Here is a 19,482-nt window from a genome sequence, read left to right as displayed (position 1 = left end):
AGTTCTATTTCCGGCTTTCTCGCCCCCGTCGGAATCCACTTCTGGACGGATATTGTCCGGCACGTCATCAGGGAGGCGATGTGACCGGCCAAAGCTTCTTGGACAGACCGGCCAGGTTTTCGGCGTAGGCCGCGCAGTTATCAAGGGCCCGCTTGTCCGGGCGGCCGATGGCCACGGGGCCATAATGGTCGCCGCGATGGTCGCCCAGAATGACCATGCCGTGGATCAACAGGGCCTTCAGGATGTCGAGGACGGTCGTTTCGTTTCCGCCGCCGATATTGGCCGAAGACGTAAAGGCGCCGCCCAACTTGCCCTTGAGGCGGCCGTGATACTTGACACTGTCGTCGATCAGTTTCTTGAGGGGCCAGGCCATCGTCCCGTAATAGGTCGGTGATCCGAAAATCAGGCAGTCGTAGTCGAGAAGCATGGCGATCGTGATCTCCTCAACCGGCTTGAGATCGACGTCGAGTCCCTGGTCCTTCAGGACTTCGGCGATCCGGACGGCCATCGTCCGGGTGTTGCCGCTTTTCGAATAAAAGCCGACAAGCGCTTTGGGCATGGGTGTCTCCTCTATTTTTTTTCTTCGATTTCGCTCACGGGAGTCAGGCCGACATGTTTGGAAAAGAATTCCAGGTAACGGCGAAGCTGGTCGATGCGGTGGCGGGGTTCGCTGATCCCGTGGCCGGCCCGGGGATATCGGACGAACGTCACGTCTTTGCCCAGATCGCGCAGCGCCTGGTAGAACTCAACCGCCTGCGAATAGGGAACGCGGGCGTCTTCGGCGCCGTGCATGATCAAAATCGGGCTTTTGACGTTCCGGACGTGGCGAATGGGCGACAGCTTGTCATAGATCGCCTCCTGTTCCCAGGGGGTTCCGAAGAACCAGCCCAGGTAACCCGGGATATCGGTCGTGCTGTACATGCTGTAAAGGTTGGGCAGTCCGGCGCCCGGGGAGACGGCCTTGAAGCGGTCGGTCTGGGTGACGATCCAGTAGCTCAAGTAGCCGCCGTAACTCCAGCCGTAACAGATCAGACGTTCCGGATCCGCCCAGCCCTGGTCGATACAGAAATCGACGCCCGTCATGCAATCGTCGTAGTCGACGATGCCCCAGTTGCCGCGATTGGCGTTCAGGAACTCCTGCCCGTAATTGGAGCTGCCGCGGAAATTCGGCTGGAGTATCATAAAGCCGTTCCCGGCGAAAAATTGCCGGGTCGTGTTGAAGGACTCGAAGTCGGCGCCGCTCGGACCGCCGTGCGGATTGAGGATGAGGGGATAGGCTTTACCGGATTTGTAATCGACGGGCCGCGTGAGGACGCCTTCGATCCACAGGCCGTCGCTGTTTTTCCAGCGGATGGTTTCCGAAGGCGAGATCTTGATCTTTTCCTCGCGGAGCCAGGCGTTGGCGTCGGTCAGACGGACCGGCGCCTTGAGCCTCAAATCGGCGGCATGAAGTTCGGCCGGCCGATCAGGAGCCGTATGGACCCAGACCCAGGTTCGGCCGTCACGGGAGAGGTCCCATTGGGTGTTCACACCGCGCGGAGAGTCCGTCCTGCGGACTTCGCCGGTGCGGAGATCGACCGCAAAGAGATGAATCGATGTGCCGTCGCCCGTCGACCAGAAAATGGTCCGGCCGTCGGGCGACCAGATCGGGTTGCTGAAATCGCGGTCGAGGTTATCAAGCAGAATGCGGGGCTCGCCTCCATCGGCCGGGATGATAAGGAGACGGTTATACCAGGTCGATGTTCCCGTATGGGGATGGGAGGCGAAGGCGATGCCTTTCCCGTCCGGAGACCAGCGGGGATTCTGGTCGCTTCCGGCGTTTTCGTAGAGTTTTTTCGGGGTTTTTTCCGCCGGATCGATGATCCAGATGTCGCTGTCCCAACTGTCGTCGACCTTGGGCGTCGGCCGGGTCGTATAGGCGATCCGCCGTCCATTCGGGGACCACTGGATGTCGCTCACCGTGAAGGCCCCCTCGGTCAGACGAACCGCTTCTTTGGCGCCGATCTCAAAATGCCAGAGATGGGACATGCGGAACTTTTCGTCCACGACTTCGACATCGTCCTTGATCTTTTTCTTTTCCTGCTCTTCCTTGGTGAGCGGATCCAGAGCCGTGAAGATCAGCGCTTTTCCGTCGGGGGATATTTCAAAAGACTGGATGCTTTCGCCGTGAAATATGATTTGCCGGGCCTCGCCCCCGTCCATGGGCATGAAGAAGACTTGGCTCTTCGGTCCGCCGCCGGATTCCCCATCGGCGCCGGAGGGGGCCGCTTTACCGCGGGTGCTGAGAAAGGCCAGGGTCATCCCGTCCGGAAGCCAGGCCGGGGCGCGGGCGCCGGCGTCGCCCTGGGTCATCTGCCGGGCTTCGGTTCCATCGACTCTTACGCGCCAGATCTGAGTGGTCGACTTCATGTCCTTGTCTTCCATATCCCGCACAGTCTGAGTGTAGAGCACCCATTGACCATCCGGGGAGATTCGGGGGCCGGAGACCTGGACAAATCGCAGCGTATCCTTGGCCGAGAGGACGCGAGGCCTCTCGGTCTGCGCTTGGGCGGCTTTATCGGTTGCGGCTTGTCCCACGGCGATCGCGGGCGCTGATAACGCGACTGCGCAGATCGTCAAGACAACACATACAACTTTTGTCATTGATATGAATTTCAAGACCTGCCTCCTTGCCGTCAGCATGATGTTTTCAGGCTAGCACACCGTGAGAGGAGCCCGTCCGGCACCGTCCCGTCCCGCGTCCAGCCCTGGACGTCATAGTAGGCGTCGAGGATGCGTCCGTACTCCTCCCTGTCGACGGCCTTACCCTTATGGGCGCCGCGTGTCAGAGGCTCTGTCATCTTGTCCGGGACGAAGGCGTCGTAACCCCGGTCCCGCCCCTGGATATTGTTGAGCCGGCGTTCAAGAGTATAAATTCTCCGCCCGCAATTTTTCAGCGATTCTCCCGTATAGACGATTCCGGTCAAAGCCCGATAGGCCGACATGAAGAGATCCGAGGTCACATCTTCGGTGAAGAAATCGCAGAGACCCAGGGAATCGACGAGAGCTTTGCCGGTCTGGCCTGCGGCGACATAGGCGGCGAGTTCCGCCGCACCCGATAGCCCGCCCTCCTCCGCCTGGACGGTCCAAGCATACGTGTGGTCACCGCGCCCCCGGTTCGACGTTCCGTAGGCCGTAAACATACCCGGGAAGACCTTGGGTTCGATTCCGGCGTAGCCCAGTCCGCCGAAGATCATCGTGACGCAGCGGAGAATCTCCGGCCGGTCGGAGGCCGGGAACCCCGCCGCAATCTCGGCCGCGGCTGCGTCGGAATAGCCGCCGAGAAGCCGGCCCAGGGGGCTCGTCCGATACGCCACGGCCTCCAGGGTCCGGATCATGTCTTCGGCGCTGCCGAATTTCGGTGCGCCTTCAAAATCCTTCAGAAAACCTTTTTCCCGGAGTTCCATGGCCCCGGCCATGACGGATCCGAAAGTCATCGTGTCGACGCCGAGTTCGTTGCACCGGTGATTGAGATGGAAGATCGCGTCACGGTCGGTGAGGCAGCAGTTGATCCACAGGGCGATCGTTTCAAACTCGGGGCGCACGCCGCTTCCCGCGTACGGCGGCCTTTCAACAGAGGCCGTCCTCGTACACATGATGTGGCGGCATCGGTTGCAGACATGTGCCTTTCCGGCGATTTCGAGGAAAGCCGCGGTCGAAACCCGGGCGTAATCTTCCGGGTCGAACGAGCCCTCGTCGAAATTGTGCCAGGGCAGGTAGCCGCCCTTTTTGCCGAGATAGCCGCCGGTGAAGGCCCGGTCGAGCCACCATGTCGTTCCGGCCTCGGGCCGGAAGGAGGCCGTCCAGGCGGCGTCGGCGACGTGGCTTTTGACCAGAGCGTCGATCTCCCGGCTGGTTTTCTGAAACGCCGCGGCGTCGGAAATTTCCGGCCGGCCTTTCCCCAAAGCCGTTACGGCCGCGAGATTTTTCGATCCGAAAACCGCACCGGCGCCGCCGCGGCCGAAATTGCGGTGGCGATCGGCGGTCAGGCAGGCATAAGCGACGCCGTTCCAGCCGGCCGGACCGGCGCACACGGTAGACGACCCGGGATATTTTGCGGTCAGAAAGTCCGTGACGGCCGAGGCCGGCTGCAAGGTCTTTCTCCCCGCGGCTTCGGCAAAGAGGTCGTCCTCGGCATCGACGATCTCGACCGTCCCTTCGCCGACGAATATGCGGACGGGCCTGTCCGCCCGGCCGTCGACGATGAGTTGGTCGATCCCGGCCCTTTTCAGCATGTTCGGAAAAAGGCCGCCCGCGCTCGCGTGAGTGACCAGACCGAAAAGGGGCTTGTGCCCGGGAATCGCCCCGGGATCTTCCGGCGACCGGGTCATCGTTCCGAAGAAGGAACAGGACCCGCGGCCCGCCGTCGGGATGGGCGAGTCGTTGAGGGCTGCGGTGCCGAGGATGATCCGGTTTTCCGGCCCGAGAGGATTGCGAATGGGTCCCGTGAATTTGACATGATCATAAAGAAGACGGGCCTGAACGCCCCGCCCGCCGACGTAATCGCGGCAAATGTCAGGGTCAGCGGGCCGGATATCGATGCGTCGAGTCGCAAGATCGACAAAGGCCCAGCGGCCGGTGTACCCAAAAGAAATTTTCCCGCCGGACATCATGAGGAGGCTCCGGAGTCCGCCGCTTCAACAGTGACGGAGCTTTTCATTTTGTCGGCGAATTCGGCGACGGCCGGCTCGTTGATCTTGCAGACGCTTTCCTTGACGCCGGCGATTTTTCCGATGATCGTTTTTTCGAACCAGTTCATTCTATCGAAATCAAAGGCGCCGCCGAAGAGGCCCTTGGCCGCAGCCTGATCGACAAGCCGGGCGGGAAAAGCCTCATGGAATTGCTTCCATGCCTTATCGCCCTCTTCCATGCAGCAGATGAAAAGGCCGATTTTTTTCTTCAGGAGGGCGTCCGCGTGGGCCTCGCAGAACTTTTTCACCCGGGACTGGACTCTCCCCGCATGAATGGACCCGCCGACGACGACGGCGTCGTATCCCGAGAGATCAACGGTCCGGACTTTCTTGAGATCGAAGACATCGACATCTCCGCCCAGGCGGTCGGCCAGCAGGCGGGCGCATTTTTCCGCGGCGCCGTGCCGCGTGGCATAGACGATCAGCGTTTTCATGGTTCGTTCCTCCCCCGCCATTGTGTCAGAAAACGCCGCGGCCGGGCAAGCGCTTTTTCCGACACCCTTCCGCTCTGGCTGCTGGATGTTGCTGATAAAAAAACATTTATGCGCAAAAAGCACTTATTTTTGCCCAATTATTAGCTATTTTTTTTATTATGTGAAACTTACAGCAGCCAAAGCAGCCGAGAAGAGATTAGAGAATGATGTGGCCTTGGAGGTAGAGTACGGCCCGCCCCGCGATTTTCACCCGGTCGCCCCGGTCTTCGCAGAACAGCTCGCCGCCCCGGCGGGAGACCTGAAGCGCCCGGAGTTTCGACCGCCCCAACCTTTCCGCCCAGTACGGCACAAGGATCGTATGCGCATATCCGGTGACGGGATCTTCGTCGACGCCGACCTGGGGGACAAAGAACCGCGAGACGAAATCGGCCTCATTCCCCCGGGCGGTGATGATCGCCCCGAAGGCCTCGACATCTTGCAGTTTGCGGATGTCCGGCTTCATGTTGCGGACGGTATCCTCCGAACCGTAAACAAGGACGAAGCTCCGGTTGCAGAGAACCTCGGAGGGTTGCGCCGGAAAAGCGTCGAGCAGTTTCTTCGGCGGCGCCTGGGGGCGGGGGCGGTTGGCCGGAAAATCCAGACTCAGGAGATCGCCTTCCCGCATAACGGCGAGATCTCCGCTTCGCGACCGGAAGACGATCCGGTCCGCATCCGGTTCGATGAAACGGAAAATGACAAATGCCGAAGCCAGCGTGGCATGACCGCAGAGATCGACCTCGGCCGTCGGGGTCATCCAGCGGATGCGGTAGGCGTCGCCTTCGCGAACAAAAAAAGCCGTCTCGGACAGGTTGTTTTCGGTGGCGATGTTCTGCAGAAGGGAATCCTCGGGCCAGGCTTCGAGCGGGCAGACGGCGGCCGGGTTTCCGGCAAAGACCTTGCCGGTGAAGGCATCGACTTGATAGAGGGGGATGCGCATGCTCTTTCTCCTTTGTCCAGATTATGATACACCCATTGGGAAGAAGCTTAACGAAAACCGGAAAATTTAATATAATGTTTTTGTAAGGGAGGACTCATGGACAAGCATATCCAACTTATCGGCATTCTCTGGATCGTCTACGGAGGTTTGACCCTCCTCGCCGGAATCGTCGGATTCCTTCTTCTCTTCGGGATTTCCATGTTTCCCGATATTCAGACGGGGGCGCCCGCCATCCTTCGCCTGATCGCCCTGGCCGTGATCTTCTTCGTCGCCCTTCTGGGAGTTCCCAAGATCATCGGCGGATTCTACATTCTCAAGAGGAAGGAATGGAGTCGCATTTTGATTCTGGTCCTCTCTTTTTTGAGTCTGCTCAATTTCCCGTTGGGAACCGCCCTGGGAGTTTATTCCCTGGTTATTCTGCTCAATCAGGACGCCATCCGGTTGTTTGACACACCGGCGCCGGAGCCCATCATTCCCGAAAAGCCGGCGCCAAGGAAGAAAACCGAAAAATCCGAGTGAGTCTTTCCATAATGTCTGATTCTCTATGTCCGAAATGCCTCGAAAAATATTTGTCCGCAGGAGGTTCGTCGCGGCCTGCATTCGGGACACTGCCCCATTCCGCTGAGGCTGATCAGGGTTTCCTGACCGCCGCCGCGGCCGTCCACGAAGACCGGAAGACGGCGGGTCTTTCGGGTCTCGTCGGAGGGTTGGAGGCGGCCGTCATCGCCGTCGAACCCGGCCGCTTTCGGGACACCGCGGCGGATGTCCTTCGAACAACGGGCCTGACCTGGGTCGAGAGCTTCGCCGACGCCTCCGGAGAAACCGGGGTTTTCCGACTCGAAAGCGAGGATGCCGCGGACATCCTGATCAGGACACGCGCCGAAAAAGGTAATCCTTTCGCGCCTTTTAACGATTTTCCCAAATCGAGACACCTTCCGGCGACCCGGCTTGAGACATTGGTTTTCCGCTGCTCCGACATAGAGGCGTACCACCGGATTCAGAAAGAGCGGGGCGTGCTTTTCATGACGGACGGGCCGCTCCGGGGCGACGGCTTCGCCTTCATTCAGACCCGGCCTTCGCCGCTCACCGGGCTTTCCTACGGGTTCATCGAAAGAGCCTCTCGAGAGAGAGACTATGCTTTTCCGAAAAGCCGGCCCCTTCCGATCGAAAGACCCGCCGCACGAGGCGCCTACCTGAACCATATCGGACGTCTCGACCATGCGGCGACGCGGCTCGAGGCCCGAAACCGAATTCCGGCCATTCTGGAATTCATGGCCGTTACGGAATACGATTTCGACTTCGCCGTCTATGTTCCCGGCCAGAACTCCATCACCAACGTGGCCCGGGTCACCAAATCCGATTTCGCCCTGGTTTTCACATCGGGAATCGCGCCGTTTTCGGCCCCGGAGACATCCGGACCCACCGAGATGTTCATCCGGAATTACGGCCCCCGCGTCCACCACATGGCTTTCTGCACGGAAGAGATCGAGACCACGGTCGAGTCACTGCGGGCCGACGGCCGGGATTTCATGATCGATCTCATCGGATCTCCGGAACTGGGATTGAAACAGATCTTCACGCGGCCCTTTTCCAACACCCTGCTCGTCCATGAATACATCAAGCGCTACGGAGATTTCGACGGCTTCTTCGCCGAGTCGAATGTCACCCGGCTCACGGCCAGTACGGCCGGACAGTAGGACGGTTCGACCGGACATTGAAATCGTAGGATTGCGCAAGGCCGCCGTCTTGCGAGAGACAAGCCGGCCGGGGGAAACGTGAGCAGTTTTTCCGCTTGACACAAATCCGGAATCTGAGATATTGAAAAAGACTCGGGGCTGGAGACCGCCCCGCGGATCCTTACCACGCAAGTAGAAAGGAATCGAGTTGAAATGAAACGGTTCTATGCAAAAACCACCCTGCTGGCCGTCCTGTTTCTCGCATTCGGGATGGTGTCCTTCCAAACCCAGGCATTGGATGCGCCTGCGACATTCGAGGCGCGTCTCGCAACAAAGGAGGGGACCGCGGTCGCGGCAGGCGAGGAGCGCGAACTCCGCAGACTCGCCCGCCTGATGGAGAGGGACATCGCCTCCGGCGACCTCGTGGCTGCCGGAGTTCAAGTCGAAGGCCTCGGAGAATTCGTCCACGAGAGATTCGACCAGCACCATCAGGGGGTCCGTGTCTTCGGCGCCCAGCTTATCCGGCACAGCAAGAACGGAGGCCTGTATTTCATCAACGGCCGCCGCTATGACGACATCCGGATTTCCGCCGTACCCGGAATCGACGCCGGACAGGCCGCGGCCGCGGCTCTGGCGCACCTGGGAGACGGCGATTATACAATGCTCGAAACCCCGGAGCTTGTGATCTACCCCACCCAGAAGGACTATCTCCTCGCCTGGATGGTCCGGCACGCCTCGGACGACAAGCTCATGGTGTCCTTCGTCGACGCCGCCACGGCCCGCGTGGTCTTCAAGTACAATGACATCCAAACGGAATCCAACCAGATCGGAGTCGGCCGGGGGACGTTCGGCGACACCAAGAAATTGAGCACCATTCTGACCAACGACCTGTACTACCTCGTGGATAAAATGAGGCCGGCGACCATCATCACCGCGACCGCCAATTTCGGAACCAGTTATACTTCGGCCTGGTACCTAACCGACGCCGACAACAACTGGAACCACGACCCGACACTTGTGGATGCCCATGCTTACATGGGCTGGATCTACGATTATTTCTATCTGGTCCACGACTGGAAAGGAATGGACAACAACAACATGCAAGCCGTCGTCGTCATTCACTACGGCAACAACTACCGGAACGCGTTTTACCACGGCGGAACGAACTGGCTTTATTTCGGCGATGGTACGCCGGGGGATATGTATCCCTATGCGGCCTCCTTGGATATCGTGGCCCATGAATTCGCCCACGGCGTGACCAACCACAGCAGCAAGCTGATCTATTGGGGCGACCCCGGCGCCCTCAACGAGGCCTTCTCGGATATCATGGGCGTGTCCTGTGAATTCTTCCACCAGCCCGTCGGAGTCGGCTACGGAAAGGCGGACTGGTTCATGGGCGAAGACACCCGGCGTCCCTGGGGAGGGTCGATGCGCGACCTGACCGACCCCTGGAGCCAGATCTGGTATCCCCAGTACGGACTCCGATATCCCGATCACTATTCCCGGCACTATTCGTCGGCCTTCCTCGGCGGGTACGACAATGACGGCGTCCACATCAACATGACGATCGCGACGCACTGGTATTGGCTCCTGGCCAACGGGGGAACGAACCGCGTTTCAGGAATCTCGGTCAACGGCATCGGCGTTCAAAAGGCGGAAAAAATCGCCTTCCGGGCCTGGGTCCACTACCTGTTCCCATCAGCGGGTTTCTGGAGCACGCGATCGGCGACCTACCAGGCCGCCGTGGATCTGTTCGGAGCGGGAAGCCCGGAAGTCGCCCGTGTCGCTCAGGCCTGGACGGCCGTCGGTGTGCAGTGAGCGGGGAAGAGGAGCACGTATCATGAAAACCATAAAAATTTGCTTGGTACCGGTCATCCTGTTCTTTCTGATTTTTGCCGCGACCGTTTCTCTATCCGCGGCCCAGGACATCACAGTCCGGGTCAAGGTGACATCCGCCAACATCCGCGTCAACCCCAGCTTGGAAGCTACCGTTATCGGCCGGGCGACTCTCGGCCAGGAACTCGAAGTTCTGGAGAAGACGGGGGTCTGGTATAAAATCGTGCTCCCCCCTGACGCGGCGGGAGTTCAGATAACAGGATTCATTCACGAAAGCGTCGTCGACGAGATCGCCGCACAGGCTCCCCGGACCCGGGAAACGAGACCGGAAGCCGTGGAAAGACCGGTTGAGCGGCGGCCCCGACCGGAGCCGGAACCCGCGCCGGTTCGACGGGAAATCCCTTCTTATAAGTCGGCCCACAAGAAATTTTTCGTCCGGCTCGGCGGCGGTTATGCCAGCCACTCGTTCTCTTACAACACCCAATGGGGTTTCGACATGTATCATGAAAACGGATACATGTCCGAGTCCTACAACGTCGACGGCTCCGGTCTGGCTCTGGATGCCGGGGTTGGCTATTTCTTCACACCCAACATCGGCGTCGAGCTGTCCTTCATCCCGGGCATGGGGAAGGGCAGCGGGATGTTCGAAGGCGGATTTCCCCACCCCTTCTATTTCGAGTTTTTCCGCGAAGTCGAATGGGCGTCGTCCAACTTGAAATATTCGGACATGGAACTCAACCTGAATGTTCTGGCGGCCTTCGACGTCATGTCCAAGCTTCGCGTCTACATCGGAGCGGGCGGGACCTACTTCCTCAACGTCCAGGTCGAAAGCCTCAAAAATTTCGACTGGTCCGAGACCGGCTACCCCTATTTCGACGTCAGCGTCAGTCCCATTTTCTCGACCTACAGCCAGAGCTGTTTCGGATTCAATGCGGGCGGCGGATTGGATTATATGATCAGTCCGTCCCTGGCCGTCAACACGAACATCCGTTACTCCTCGGGTGAAGCGAAAGTCGATATCGAAGGCCTCCAGGTCACTCTGAAGCCGGGCGGTTTAAGGGCGACGGCGGGCATCAAGCTGTTGTTCTGACAAAGGCGGCAAAATTCGCACGGCGCAGCGCCTCCTTTAGTCCGAATGCGATGCTCCAAACACATCGATATCTGATCAAAAAACCCAAACTGACCCCCAACGGATCGTGGAAACAGCAGGATTCGACGCAGCGGGGAACGCCGCCTCACCAGTCGAGGAGGCGGCGTTCTCCTTCGAGGGCGCGCTGCTTGGACAGCTCCTGGGAGACTTCGATGACGCCCCGGTAGCGGCCTTCCGCGTCATAAACCGGGAAATAGCGGATGTGGATGAAGAGGCCGTCCTTCTGAATCCAGAACTCCGCGACATCTTTCGTTTTTTCCTTGAAGGCCTTGACGATGTCGTTGACGACGTGGACGCTCTTCGGTGGATGACAATTCTGGACGTCCCGGCCGACGATGGCCGGGCTGCGCGGGAAGATCCGTTCCGATGTATCCGAATAATAGGCCACTTCGTCGTTCTCGTCGACAAAGGTGATGTCGATAGGCAGCGTCTTCAGCATGAGATCGATCTGCTCGGCCGGCAGGCGGCCGGTCGAGAGAGGGATGTTGTTGTTTTCTACAAGATCCTCCTGTGAAGCCCCGGGCGGGGCTTCGCTGACAAGAGATTCTTCCGCATCTGCAGTTTCAAGACCGCCGCCCATGGCCTCGGCCAAACGGGCGTCCCAAAGATTGGACGGCTTGACCCAGGCATATCCGATGGCCGGCTCACCCTGTTTGATCCTGACCCAATCGTTGAGACCGAGCTTTCGGGCCGATGTAGGATAGAGGATCTTCTCTTCGAGAAAGATCATCTTCTTGATCGCACCGGAGAGGGCCTTGACCTGTCCGGCGAGCGCGGCCCATTCGCCGGCTTGAAGAAGCTCAGCCGTCTTTTTCAGGTGAGCCCGGATTTCGTCGTGCTTCCCCCACATGACTTTGGTCGGACCGAGAAATCCCTTGGCTTCGAGGAGCGGAAAAAGCTGGTTTTCCTTTCTCTGGTAGTGAATCTCGATCTCTTTCAGGCGGGCCAGGTCCCGGCTGAATTTGTCGATGTCCTCCTGCGCGGCTCGGCCCTTGGCGAGCGGCTTCAGGCTGCGTTTGAGGTCCTTGAGGATTTTTTTGGCGGCTTTGTTTTCTTCGACGAACGTGTACATCGGATGGCCGGGAATTTTGGCCGGCTTGCCGACTTTTTTCAGGGATTTGTCGAAGACTTCGGCATGGACTTCGCAAAGGCGCTGGACCTCCTCGACCGGAAATCCCTCCTGAATCAGGGCGTTTTCCATGTCGGCGATCTCCTCGGGGGAGACATTCTTGATCAGCTTCGCAAAGGTTTTCTGGAGTTTCTTGACCGGAACTCCGGAATGCAGATCCCGGATGATTCCCTTCAGGATTTCCTGACGCTCTTCCCGCGTGGCATCTTTGACATCATTCATGTCGCCCTCCCGGTTTAATGAATTTAGTTTATCACCGGAGTGCGACATTGAGAAGAGCACAAGTTGCCAAAGCCAAGCAACATAATCCTAATAAATAGTTTTGGCGGAGATGATGAGAATGAGCCCCTTATCGCCGCCGTCTAGCCGGGAGGCACCGACCACGGTTCGATCACCGGACCTGATGTTGACGGTGCTCGTGATTAAGCTTTTCTGGCGGCCCTGAACGGGTTTCCCTTCAAAGAAGGCCTCTTCGGGATGTGTGAAATGGTGGAGGATGATTTCGATTTTGACGGCATCCTGCGGCTTTTCCCTGACGATCTCGGGCCGTAAAAAGAGTTCGAAATCGGCCTTGGGTCCGAGAATTAACCCGGATCTCTGCCTGTCAACGCCCCGCAGGACGGTCGCATCGAGGAGAGAATACCCCTTGTAGCGGAGGAGTTTCCCGAGTTCCTGGATGACCGGGTCTTTCGCCAAGTCCTTGTCGACCGTCACATCGGATTCTGATCCCATGATCAACTGAACAGTGAACATGACATCGGGCGGCTTGACGTCGATTTCCCGTATCACGTCCAGCATTCGGGCGACGTTATCGGACGTATCCACAATGGTAAGAATGTCTTTGCGGTTCGGACTGCCCATAACCTGTCCTCCCCGGCTACTGAAGGGCTGCAGAAGAATGCGAACATCCGTGGCATCGATATATTTCAGACGGACGATTTCCTTGCGGAGGGCCGGCTCTTCCTGACCCGCTCCGAAAGCGGCAGGACCGGCAATTCCGATCAAGACGGCAAACATGGCGATTGCGGCGATTCGTTTTTTCATTTTTTGTCTCCTTTCCAATCGAAATCTCTATGGAAAAACCAGGCGATCTGAAGCCCGGTTTCCTGCGATACGAACGTGACGGAGAGAACGTCCTGGGGAACGCCGGCCGCCGTCTTTTGGGAGATCGGAGTTTCGGCGTCTCGAGCTTTCTGCGCCGCCTCCGGCTTGAGTTCCGGATGCGCAGCGGCGATGTGCGGGCGGATCGATGTTTGCTCTACGGACATCTGAGCGGGCCGGCCTTCGGGAACGGCACGGCGGGGATCCGTTTTGGTATCGGCGGAATCCCGGGGCTTATGCATGAAATCGGCCTCGGTTTCTGAGTCGGAAAGACCGGTTGCCGTTTTTTCCGAATCCTCTTTCATTGCTTCGAGGTCGAGCTCGACGTCCGGGTGTTGACTTTCCGGAGAACGCGGATCTTTCTCCGCGGCGACCGGCAGCGAAGCCTGAAGAACGTCCTTCTGACGGAACAGCGTGTCCTTGAAGAAATACAAAGCCAGCGCCGTAATAAGAACAACCCCCAGGCCCGCAGCGGCGAAGGCCCATCGCGGTGCGAGCGCCCCGAACCTGCGTTCCCCGAGGGGTTTCTCCACTGCAATACGAGCCATCGTCCCGCTCCAAGCGGCTTCATCCCAATCCGGAGTTATCGCCTGTTTGGCGGCATTCCTGACTCGGTCGAGCGCAGTCCGGTATTCCTCCGTTTCTTTTCTGCACGAGGAACAATGCTCGAGATGAGCCTGAAGCTTTCGGGTTTTGCGGGCCGAAAGATCGCCACCCGAGTAAAGAGGCAGCCGACGCTTCGCTTTTTCACACCTCATCCTTTTTCCTCCAGATGGGGATAGCGTTCACGGATTGCATCACGAATCTTTCGGCGGGCCCGGGAAAGATGAACCCGCACGGAAACGCTCGAACCGCCGATTGCCCGGGCCGTCTCCCCGACACTCATATCCTCGATATCCCTTAGGACGAAAACCTCGCGTTCCCGCGGGCTCAGGACTTCGAGACAGGACGCCAGATCGGATTGAAATTCCCGAGCCCGGCAGCCCGCTTCCGGGTCATCCTTCGAGCGAATCTCCGGGCCGAATTCCTGAACAACCTCCCGCTCCCGCCTCAACTTCCGGGCCCGGTCGCAGGCGGCGTTGGCGCCGATCCGGAGGATCCAGTTCCGAAAGCTTTGGGAGGGATCATAGCGATGCAGGTATTTGAAAGCCCGGAACAACGCCTCCTGGGCTGCTTCCCGGGCGTCCTCCCGGTTCCATGTGATCCGGAAGGCCAAGGCCATGAGAGAATCCCGGTAGGGCAGAACCAGGGGTTCGAAAGCCTCCGTGCGGCCGGATAGAACCATCGCCACGAGCTCCTTCTCCGGAACGTTCATCCACACGGATCTACCCCCGCCGGCTCGGAAATGTTAAGGCCTCCAACTTTTTTGTTTGATCAGAATATCACAATATCCCCCCCACAATTCCCATGAGGATTCCCGGCTCGGATTCTGTTCCGATATTTTCGGCAGGGCAGGATGACAGGTCCGGTTGAATTTTGCATCGAACATGCTGAGGATCGGAGAACACGACGGCGAAAACGCCGACGGAAGCTTCGGGATCCCGAACGCATGAAAACACGGGAAGCCTTCACGAGAATTTAAAATTCTGGGATCGATGGGGTAAGGACGCCCCTATCTTTCCTCCGGCACGGGCAGAACGTCCTTGGCCAGCGGAACCGGGTTGTAAATCTTGTAGACGGGATAAACCGCCGGTTCCCGGCTCCACTGCTGGGAGAGATAGCGATCGAAGACATTCCAGACGAGAAGTCCGTCGTTGCTCTCCGGTTCGAGAAGATAGGCGGCCACATTGGCCAGGGGTTGGGCCAGAAGGACAACCGTTGTTCCGGCCGGAAATTCCATCTCGCCCGTTCGGTATTCTCCCTGAACTCTGTTCAGGCGGTGCCCCTGGTTGAGCATGGGCTGGGCCTCGAGTTTGGAGACGGCGAAGGATTCGGCCCTGAGTTTCACGGGCTCGATCAGGGTTTCCACGACGACGCCGTGCCTTTGGAGAATTTCGACGGCCTCCGGAATCGGCTGGGGGATCAAATAGGCATAGGGCAGGCGGACGGACCGTTTGGCAAAATAATCGGCGAAAAAGGGCATGGAGTAAGTCCGGGTCCTGTCGGATTTCGTGACCCGCCGGCGGCCGTCCTCCTCCGTCGTGACCTCCATCTCGTATCCTATGACCGTGATGTTGTTCTTGAGGGGCCGGACATCAAATTCAACGCCGAAGGTGTCTTCAGCGGACGGGCGAAGGCCCCGGAGAACGGTCCGGCGGTCCGCCTCCCTTATGAGATTGCGGATCTCACCGGCGTGGGCATGGCAGTATTCGGTCACGGCCAGGAAAAGACTATAGGCACCAGTCACCCGTTCCTCGAAAGGCGCATAGGGATAGTTTTCATTCAGGATGCCCAGCCGGTTGCGGAGACCGATGGCATTGCTGATGTAGCGGGGTTCGGGGCCGAGAGGCCGCCATCCCTTCTCCGGCTCCTGGATGGACATGAAGTCGCCGTGGGGGATGCAGGGCAGTCCGTAGGTGTCCTTGAGGATCTTGTTGACGGCGGGCGTGAAGACGTCGCTCATGTAGTTGATCAGGCTCCGGTCGCCGTTGGGATTGAGCGACCAGACGTAAGTCACGACCTCCTCGTGATAAGAACCGTTGTGGGTGTGGCTGTCGAGAAGGACAGCCGGGTCCCAGCGGCGCATGACATTCCGGACAAGGCCGCGGACTTCGGGGCTTTCGATCTTCAGACCATCCCGGTTGAGGTCGAGGTTCTGGGCGTTGGACCGGACTCCAACGCCCTCCTCCGGACCGATCTGGTTCCGCCGGTTGTCGGGGCTGATGCGTTCGTTGCCGTCGGGGTTGAAATTGGGGGCGATCAGGACGACAAGCCTGTCCAGAAATCGGGAAGCTTTGCCCAGCGTGAGCTCGCGGGCCAGCATCAGCGCGGCTTCCTTGCCTTCCACCTCGCCGGCATGGATGTTGGCCTGGAAATAGATGACCAGCTTGTCGTCGTAATTGAGATCCGCGGGTGAAGCCGGGACGGGATCGCCGATGACGATGAGGGGAATCTGCCGCCCTTCGGCGCTCACAGCCAGGGTCTCGACCCGGATCTTCGGACTGAGCCTCTGCAGGTCGCGGATGAAATCCATGACGTCGGCATGGCGTGAGGTGGCCTTGTATCCGCTGGCCTCGGCCCGGGTTACGGGTATTTTTTTCGATTGAGAGGATAAAAACAACGGCTGGAGGAGAATCGCGGTCATAAGGATCGCGATAGAAACGGAGACATTCCGGAGGTTCATGATGGTCATGGAGTATTCCTTTTCAGAGACATGTTCGTAGATATGTTCGGCAATGCTCTTTTCGAGTGTAAAATAAGAAACATCTTATGTCAAAGTCTTCATCAAGCGTGCACCGGGGTTGACAACCCCCTGCGGTCAAGATAAATTCCCGGCATGCCCCGAGAGATTCCATGAGCCATGATGTTCGGGAAAACAAACCGACTCTTCTCCGTGTTCTCACCCGTTGGGACTTGACCGCAATCGGCGTCAATCAAGTCATCGGAAGCGGCATCTTCCTGATGCCTGCGGCCGTCGTGGTTCTGGTCGGCAATTGGAGCCCCTTTTTCTTTCTGGCCGCTGGTTTCGTCTCTCTTCTGTTTGCGCTCTGCTTCGCCGAGCTCGGCAGCCGGTTCGAAGGAACCGGTGGTCCCTATCTCCATACCCGGGCCGCCTTTGGCCGCTTTCCGGCTTTCCAGGTCGGTTGGCTCCAGTGGTTTACCCGGGCCTCCAGTTACGCCTCCGTGGCCAACGGCCTCGTCCTGGCGCTGGGATACTATGCACCCGCCATGACCTCGGGTATAAAAAGGGCTCTGATCCTGACGGCTCTTCTGGGAACTCTGGCAACTATCAATGTCCGGGGCATCCGTCAGAGTGCTTGGACGATCAACATCCTGACGATCGGCAAACTTCTCCCGCTGGGCATCTTCATCACCGTCGGATTGTTTCATATGGATTGGTCCGCCTTGACGCCCCTGCCCGCGATCTCCTGGACGTCGGCCTCGGCGACGGCTCTTCTGCTCATCTTCGCCTTCGGAGGCTACGAGGTCGTCCCCGTTCCGGCCGGAGAGTCCGGTGCTCCGCGTCGCCATGTGCCGTTCGCCCTGGTGACGACCATTCTTTCCGTGACGGGCATCATGATCGCCGCTCAGATCGTCGCCATGGGGACAAACCCCAACCTGGCCGGATCCTCTACACCGCTTGCCGATTCGGCCTTTCTTTTCATGGGCGCCGCGGGCGCTCTTCTTCTCGGCGGGGGCACAATCGTCTCAATCGCCGGGAACAGCGCCGGGCAGGTGCTGGCCGGGTCGCGGACGATCTTCGCCCTGGCTGAAAACGGCGACCTGCCGCCGTTTTTCGGAAAGATTCATCCGCGTTACCGCACGCCGGCAAATGCCATTCTTTTCACATCGGCCGTCGCCCTTGTTCTTGCGATCTCGGGATCCTTTGTCTGGCTGGCTATTGCCAGCGCCCTGTCGAGGCTGCTCACCTATGCCGCCTCGTGCGCCGCGGTCCTCGTCCTGAGACATCCGCGCTTCGCGGACCGGGCCAAGCCGGCGACGTTCGTGATTCCGTTCGGTCCCCTCGTGCCCGTTCTCGCCATTCTTGTGATGGCGGGCGTCATTGCCGGCGTCTCATCGGATCAAATCCTGGCAGGCCTGGCCGCCGTCGCCGCAGGCACGATCTTCTATTTGTTAAAACGCCGGAAGGAGAGGAGGAGCCATGAGTCTTCATCAGGTTCTGTTCGGCATCTTTGAGCTTCTGATTTCCATCCTTGTCAGCCTCGTCCTGATCTTCGCGACCTACCGGGCGATTCTGGCCCTGACCAAGCGCTTCGACGAAGAGGCTCAGCTCAAGCAGGGAAACACGGCCGTGGGCGTCGTCCTGGGCGGCATCCTGATCGGAGAGGTCATCATCGTCCGGCAGGCCCTGTATCCCGTGATGGCCGTTCTCCAGATCTTCGCCATGGAAGGAGACAGAAGCTTCGGGGCCTTCCTCGAACTCATCGGACTGTCCATCGGGTATATCTTCCTGGCCGGGATTCTGGCCGTGCTCTGCATCCTCTTCAGCCTGTGGCTCTTCGACCGGATGACGCCGGGGATCGACGAGATCGAGGAGATCAAGACCGGCAACATCGCCGTCGCCGTGTTCATGGCCATGCTGATCATCGCGGTTTCCATCCTGATCAGTTCCGGCGTTTCGGGCCTCACCCGGGCCCTCGTGCCGTTTCCGGAAATCGGCGTCGTTCCCCTCCAATAGCGGACGATGAAGATCCGGACACCGGTGCCCGCCCTCGGCATCACGGGGCTCATGACGCTTGCCGCCGCGGGGGGATTGACCCTTCTCCCTCCGGAGGCGCCCCAGCCGACGTCGAGCCTCACCAATGTCTTCGCCCGGACCGAAGAATCCGCCTCCTACACTCTCAAATACGGATGGAAGGACTTTAAGGGGACATCCCGGACCATCTCTTTCGACATCGACAAGGATGTCCTGGCTAGCGCCGAGAAAGAATTCGGCTACCGCCAGGAGGATCTCGACCGGCATCTCGAAGCCTGGAGCGCGGCCCGGAACGAGGAGATGATTGCAGACCTAAAGGCTCTGGTCCGGTTTCTTATCGATGAAGGCGGCCATGGGGAATACATCATTCTCCAGGAGAAAGGCCCCCTGGAGTTTACGCTCAAGCTCTCGGTCCCCTTCGATATCCAGGACCGCGTCAAGCCGGCTTATGACGCCATTCGGATTCGGCTGGCGGATGAGTACGCGTCGGCTTCAAAGAAAATCGAGGCCGGTCTGGACGCAGAGAAAACCCGATACCTCGTGAGCCGGGGTCTGGCCTCTGAGGGAAAGGCCTTCCGGGTCGACTACCCGAGAAGCGTCCGCAATAACACGCCGCGCGTCCGACATGTGCTGGAGGTTCTGCGCGCGATCGACGAAAAGCTCAACATCCGGGATTTTCTTGGACTGTCACTGTCCTTCATCCAGCATATCCTGTACCGGGTGCCGCCGACGGTCGAGGACGGCAAGGTCATCCTCGGCTTCTGGACGCCGCCCCGGGTTCTCGTCGACAACCTCGGCGACTGCGATTCCAAGGCCGTCGCCTTCGCCTCGATCTGGCTGAACTTCAAGAAGTATCCCGTCGTTCTCATCCGCGTTCCGGAACACATGTTCGTGGGGGTGGCCGTTCCTTCCTGGGAGACGGGCGGATTGACCATCAACGGCCTGCGCTATACTCTGTGCGAAGTCTCTCCGAACAAGAGGGTCCCGCCCGGACAAATCACCTATTACAGCTCGACCTATCTCAACAGCGGCCGCTACCGGTACGAAATCGTCTCGGACTGACACCCGGCGGAAAAAATATTAAAAAAACTCTTGACATTTTGTCTTAGTGTATTATTATATTAATACAGTAA

At 58.9% G+C, this 19,482-nt stretch carries 17 protein-coding genes; 7 read left to right on the top strand and 10 right to left on the bottom strand.

All coding sequences use genetic code 11. The features are described 5' to 3' along the window. Positions 1 to 67: 67 nt before the first annotated feature. From SCM96_13035 to SCM96_13015, 5 genes are all read right to left on the bottom strand, one after another. Positions 68 to 559, bottom strand: coding sequence for a flavodoxin domain-containing protein (locus SCM96_13035; protein ID MDW7761543.1), 492 nt, complete (start codon positions 557 to 559; stop codon positions 68 to 70). A gap of 11 nt (positions 560 to 570) precedes the next feature. Beyond that, positions 571 to 2,658 (bottom strand): S9 family peptidase, encoded by a 2,088-nt coding sequence (locus SCM96_13030; GenBank protein MDW7761542.1) that lies wholly within the window; start codon positions 2,656 to 2,658, stop codon positions 571 to 573. Between the two features lie 17 nt (positions 2,659 to 2,675). Further along, a complete protein-coding gene (locus SCM96_13025; protein MDW7761541.1) occupies positions 2,676 to 4,652 on the bottom strand; it encodes an aldehyde ferredoxin oxidoreductase C-terminal domain-containing protein in 1,977 nt (658 codons plus the stop codon). Beyond that, positions 4,649 to 5,164 carry a flavodoxin domain-containing protein gene (locus SCM96_13020; protein MDW7761540.1) on the bottom strand — a complete coding sequence of 172 codons (516 nt, stop codon included), beginning with the start codon at positions 5,162 to 5,164 and terminating at the stop codon, positions 4,649 to 4,651. The genes SCM96_13025 and SCM96_13020 overlap by 4 nt, the downstream gene beginning before the upstream one ends. 196 nt (positions 5,165 to 5,360) lie before the next feature. Beyond that, the gene (locus tag SCM96_13015) at positions 5,361 to 6,140 is read right to left on the bottom strand and encodes a PhzF family phenazine biosynthesis protein (GenBank protein ID MDW7761539.1); all 780 of its coding nucleotides are present in this window, start codon (positions 6,138 to 6,140) and stop codon (positions 5,361 to 5,363) included. A gap of 96 nt (positions 6,141 to 6,236) precedes the next feature. Between SCM96_13015 and SCM96_13010 the strand changes: the two genes are divergently transcribed. The 4 genes from SCM96_13010 to SCM96_12995 all read left to right on the top strand — a co-directional run bounded on the left by SCM96_13010 (position 6,237) and on the right by SCM96_12995 (position 10,742). Continuing rightward, positions 6,237 to 6,659 carry a hypothetical protein gene (locus tag SCM96_13010; protein ID MDW7761538.1) on the top strand — a complete coding sequence of 141 codons (423 nt, stop codon included), beginning with the start codon at positions 6,237 to 6,239 and terminating at the stop codon, positions 6,657 to 6,659. A gap of 11 nt (positions 6,660 to 6,670) precedes the next feature. Continuing rightward, positions 6,671 to 7,837 carry a hypothetical protein gene (locus SCM96_13005; protein ID MDW7761537.1) on the top strand — a complete coding sequence of 389 codons (1,167 nt, stop codon included), beginning with the start codon at positions 6,671 to 6,673 and terminating at the stop codon, positions 7,835 to 7,837. 192 nt (positions 7,838 to 8,029) lie between these two features. Next, positions 8,030 to 9,634, top strand: coding sequence for a M4 family metallopeptidase (locus tag SCM96_13000; GenBank protein MDW7761536.1), 1,605 nt, complete (start codon positions 8,030 to 8,032; stop codon positions 9,632 to 9,634). A 22-nt stretch (positions 9,635 to 9,656) separates the two neighbouring features. Further along, complete coding sequence (locus SCM96_12995) at positions 9,657 to 10,742, top strand: outer membrane beta-barrel protein (GenBank protein MDW7761535.1); 1,086 nt, start codon at positions 9,657 to 9,659, stop codon at positions 10,740 to 10,742. 145 nt (positions 10,743 to 10,887) lie between these two features. On the opposite strand, the gene SCM96_12990 is transcribed toward SCM96_12995, so the two are convergent. The 5 genes from SCM96_12990 to SCM96_12970 all read right to left on the bottom strand — a co-directional run bounded on the left by SCM96_12990 (position 10,888) and on the right by SCM96_12970 (position 16,324). Further along, positions 10,888 to 12,153 (bottom strand): DUF438 domain-containing protein, encoded by a 1,266-nt coding sequence (locus SCM96_12990; GenBank protein ID MDW7761534.1) that lies wholly within the window; start codon positions 12,151 to 12,153, stop codon positions 10,888 to 10,890. A gap of 87 nt (positions 12,154 to 12,240) precedes the next feature. Further along, positions 12,241 to 12,975, bottom strand: coding sequence for a hypothetical protein (locus SCM96_12985; protein ID MDW7761533.1), 735 nt, complete (start codon positions 12,973 to 12,975; stop codon positions 12,241 to 12,243). Beyond that, entirely contained in the window at positions 12,972 to 13,790 is an 819-nt protein-coding gene (locus SCM96_12980; GenBank protein ID MDW7761532.1) for a zf-HC2 domain-containing protein, read from the bottom strand. Before SCM96_12980 ends, SCM96_12985 begins: the two co-directional genes overlap by 4 nt. Next, positions 13,787 to 14,317, bottom strand: a complete 531-nt coding sequence (locus SCM96_12975) for a sigma-70 family RNA polymerase sigma factor (GenBank protein MDW7761531.1) — start codon at positions 14,315 to 14,317, stop codon at positions 13,787 to 13,789. The genes SCM96_12980 and SCM96_12975 overlap by 4 nt, the downstream gene beginning before the upstream one ends. A 327-nt stretch (positions 14,318 to 14,644) precedes the next feature. After that, positions 14,645 to 16,324, bottom strand: a complete 1,680-nt coding sequence (locus SCM96_12970) for a M14 family metallopeptidase (GenBank protein MDW7761530.1) — start codon at positions 16,322 to 16,324, stop codon at positions 14,645 to 14,647. Between the two features lie 161 nt (positions 16,325 to 16,485). Between SCM96_12970 and SCM96_12965 the strand changes: the two genes are divergently transcribed. Genes SCM96_12965 through SCM96_12955 form a run of 3 tightly spaced genes read left to right on the top strand, consistent with a single transcriptional unit; the run spans position 16,486 to position 19,411 of the window. Continuing rightward, complete coding sequence (locus SCM96_12965) at positions 16,486 to 17,829, top strand: APC family permease (GenBank protein MDW7761529.1); 1,344 nt, start codon at positions 16,486 to 16,488, stop codon at positions 17,827 to 17,829. After that, positions 17,795 to 18,331: a DUF350 domain-containing protein gene (locus SCM96_12960; GenBank protein MDW7761528.1), complete on the top strand. Its 537-nt coding sequence runs from the start codon at positions 17,795 to 17,797 to the stop codon at positions 18,329 to 18,331. The genes SCM96_12965 and SCM96_12960 overlap by 35 nt, the downstream gene beginning before the upstream one ends. Before the next feature lie 6 nt (positions 18,332 to 18,337). Continuing rightward, a complete protein-coding gene (locus tag SCM96_12955) occupies positions 18,338 to 19,411 on the top strand; it encodes a hypothetical protein (GenBank protein MDW7761527.1) in 1,074 nt (357 codons plus the stop codon). Positions 19,412 to 19,482 lie beyond the last annotated feature (71 nt).

The sequence above is a fragment of the Acidobacteriota bacterium genome, assembly GCA_033549365.1.
In the GTDB taxonomy this organism is placed as follows: domain Bacteria; phylum Acidobacteriota; class Aminicenantia; order Aminicenantales; family Saccharicenantaceae; genus JAWSUF01.
This window is presented reverse-complemented; position numbering and strand designations above follow the sequence as displayed.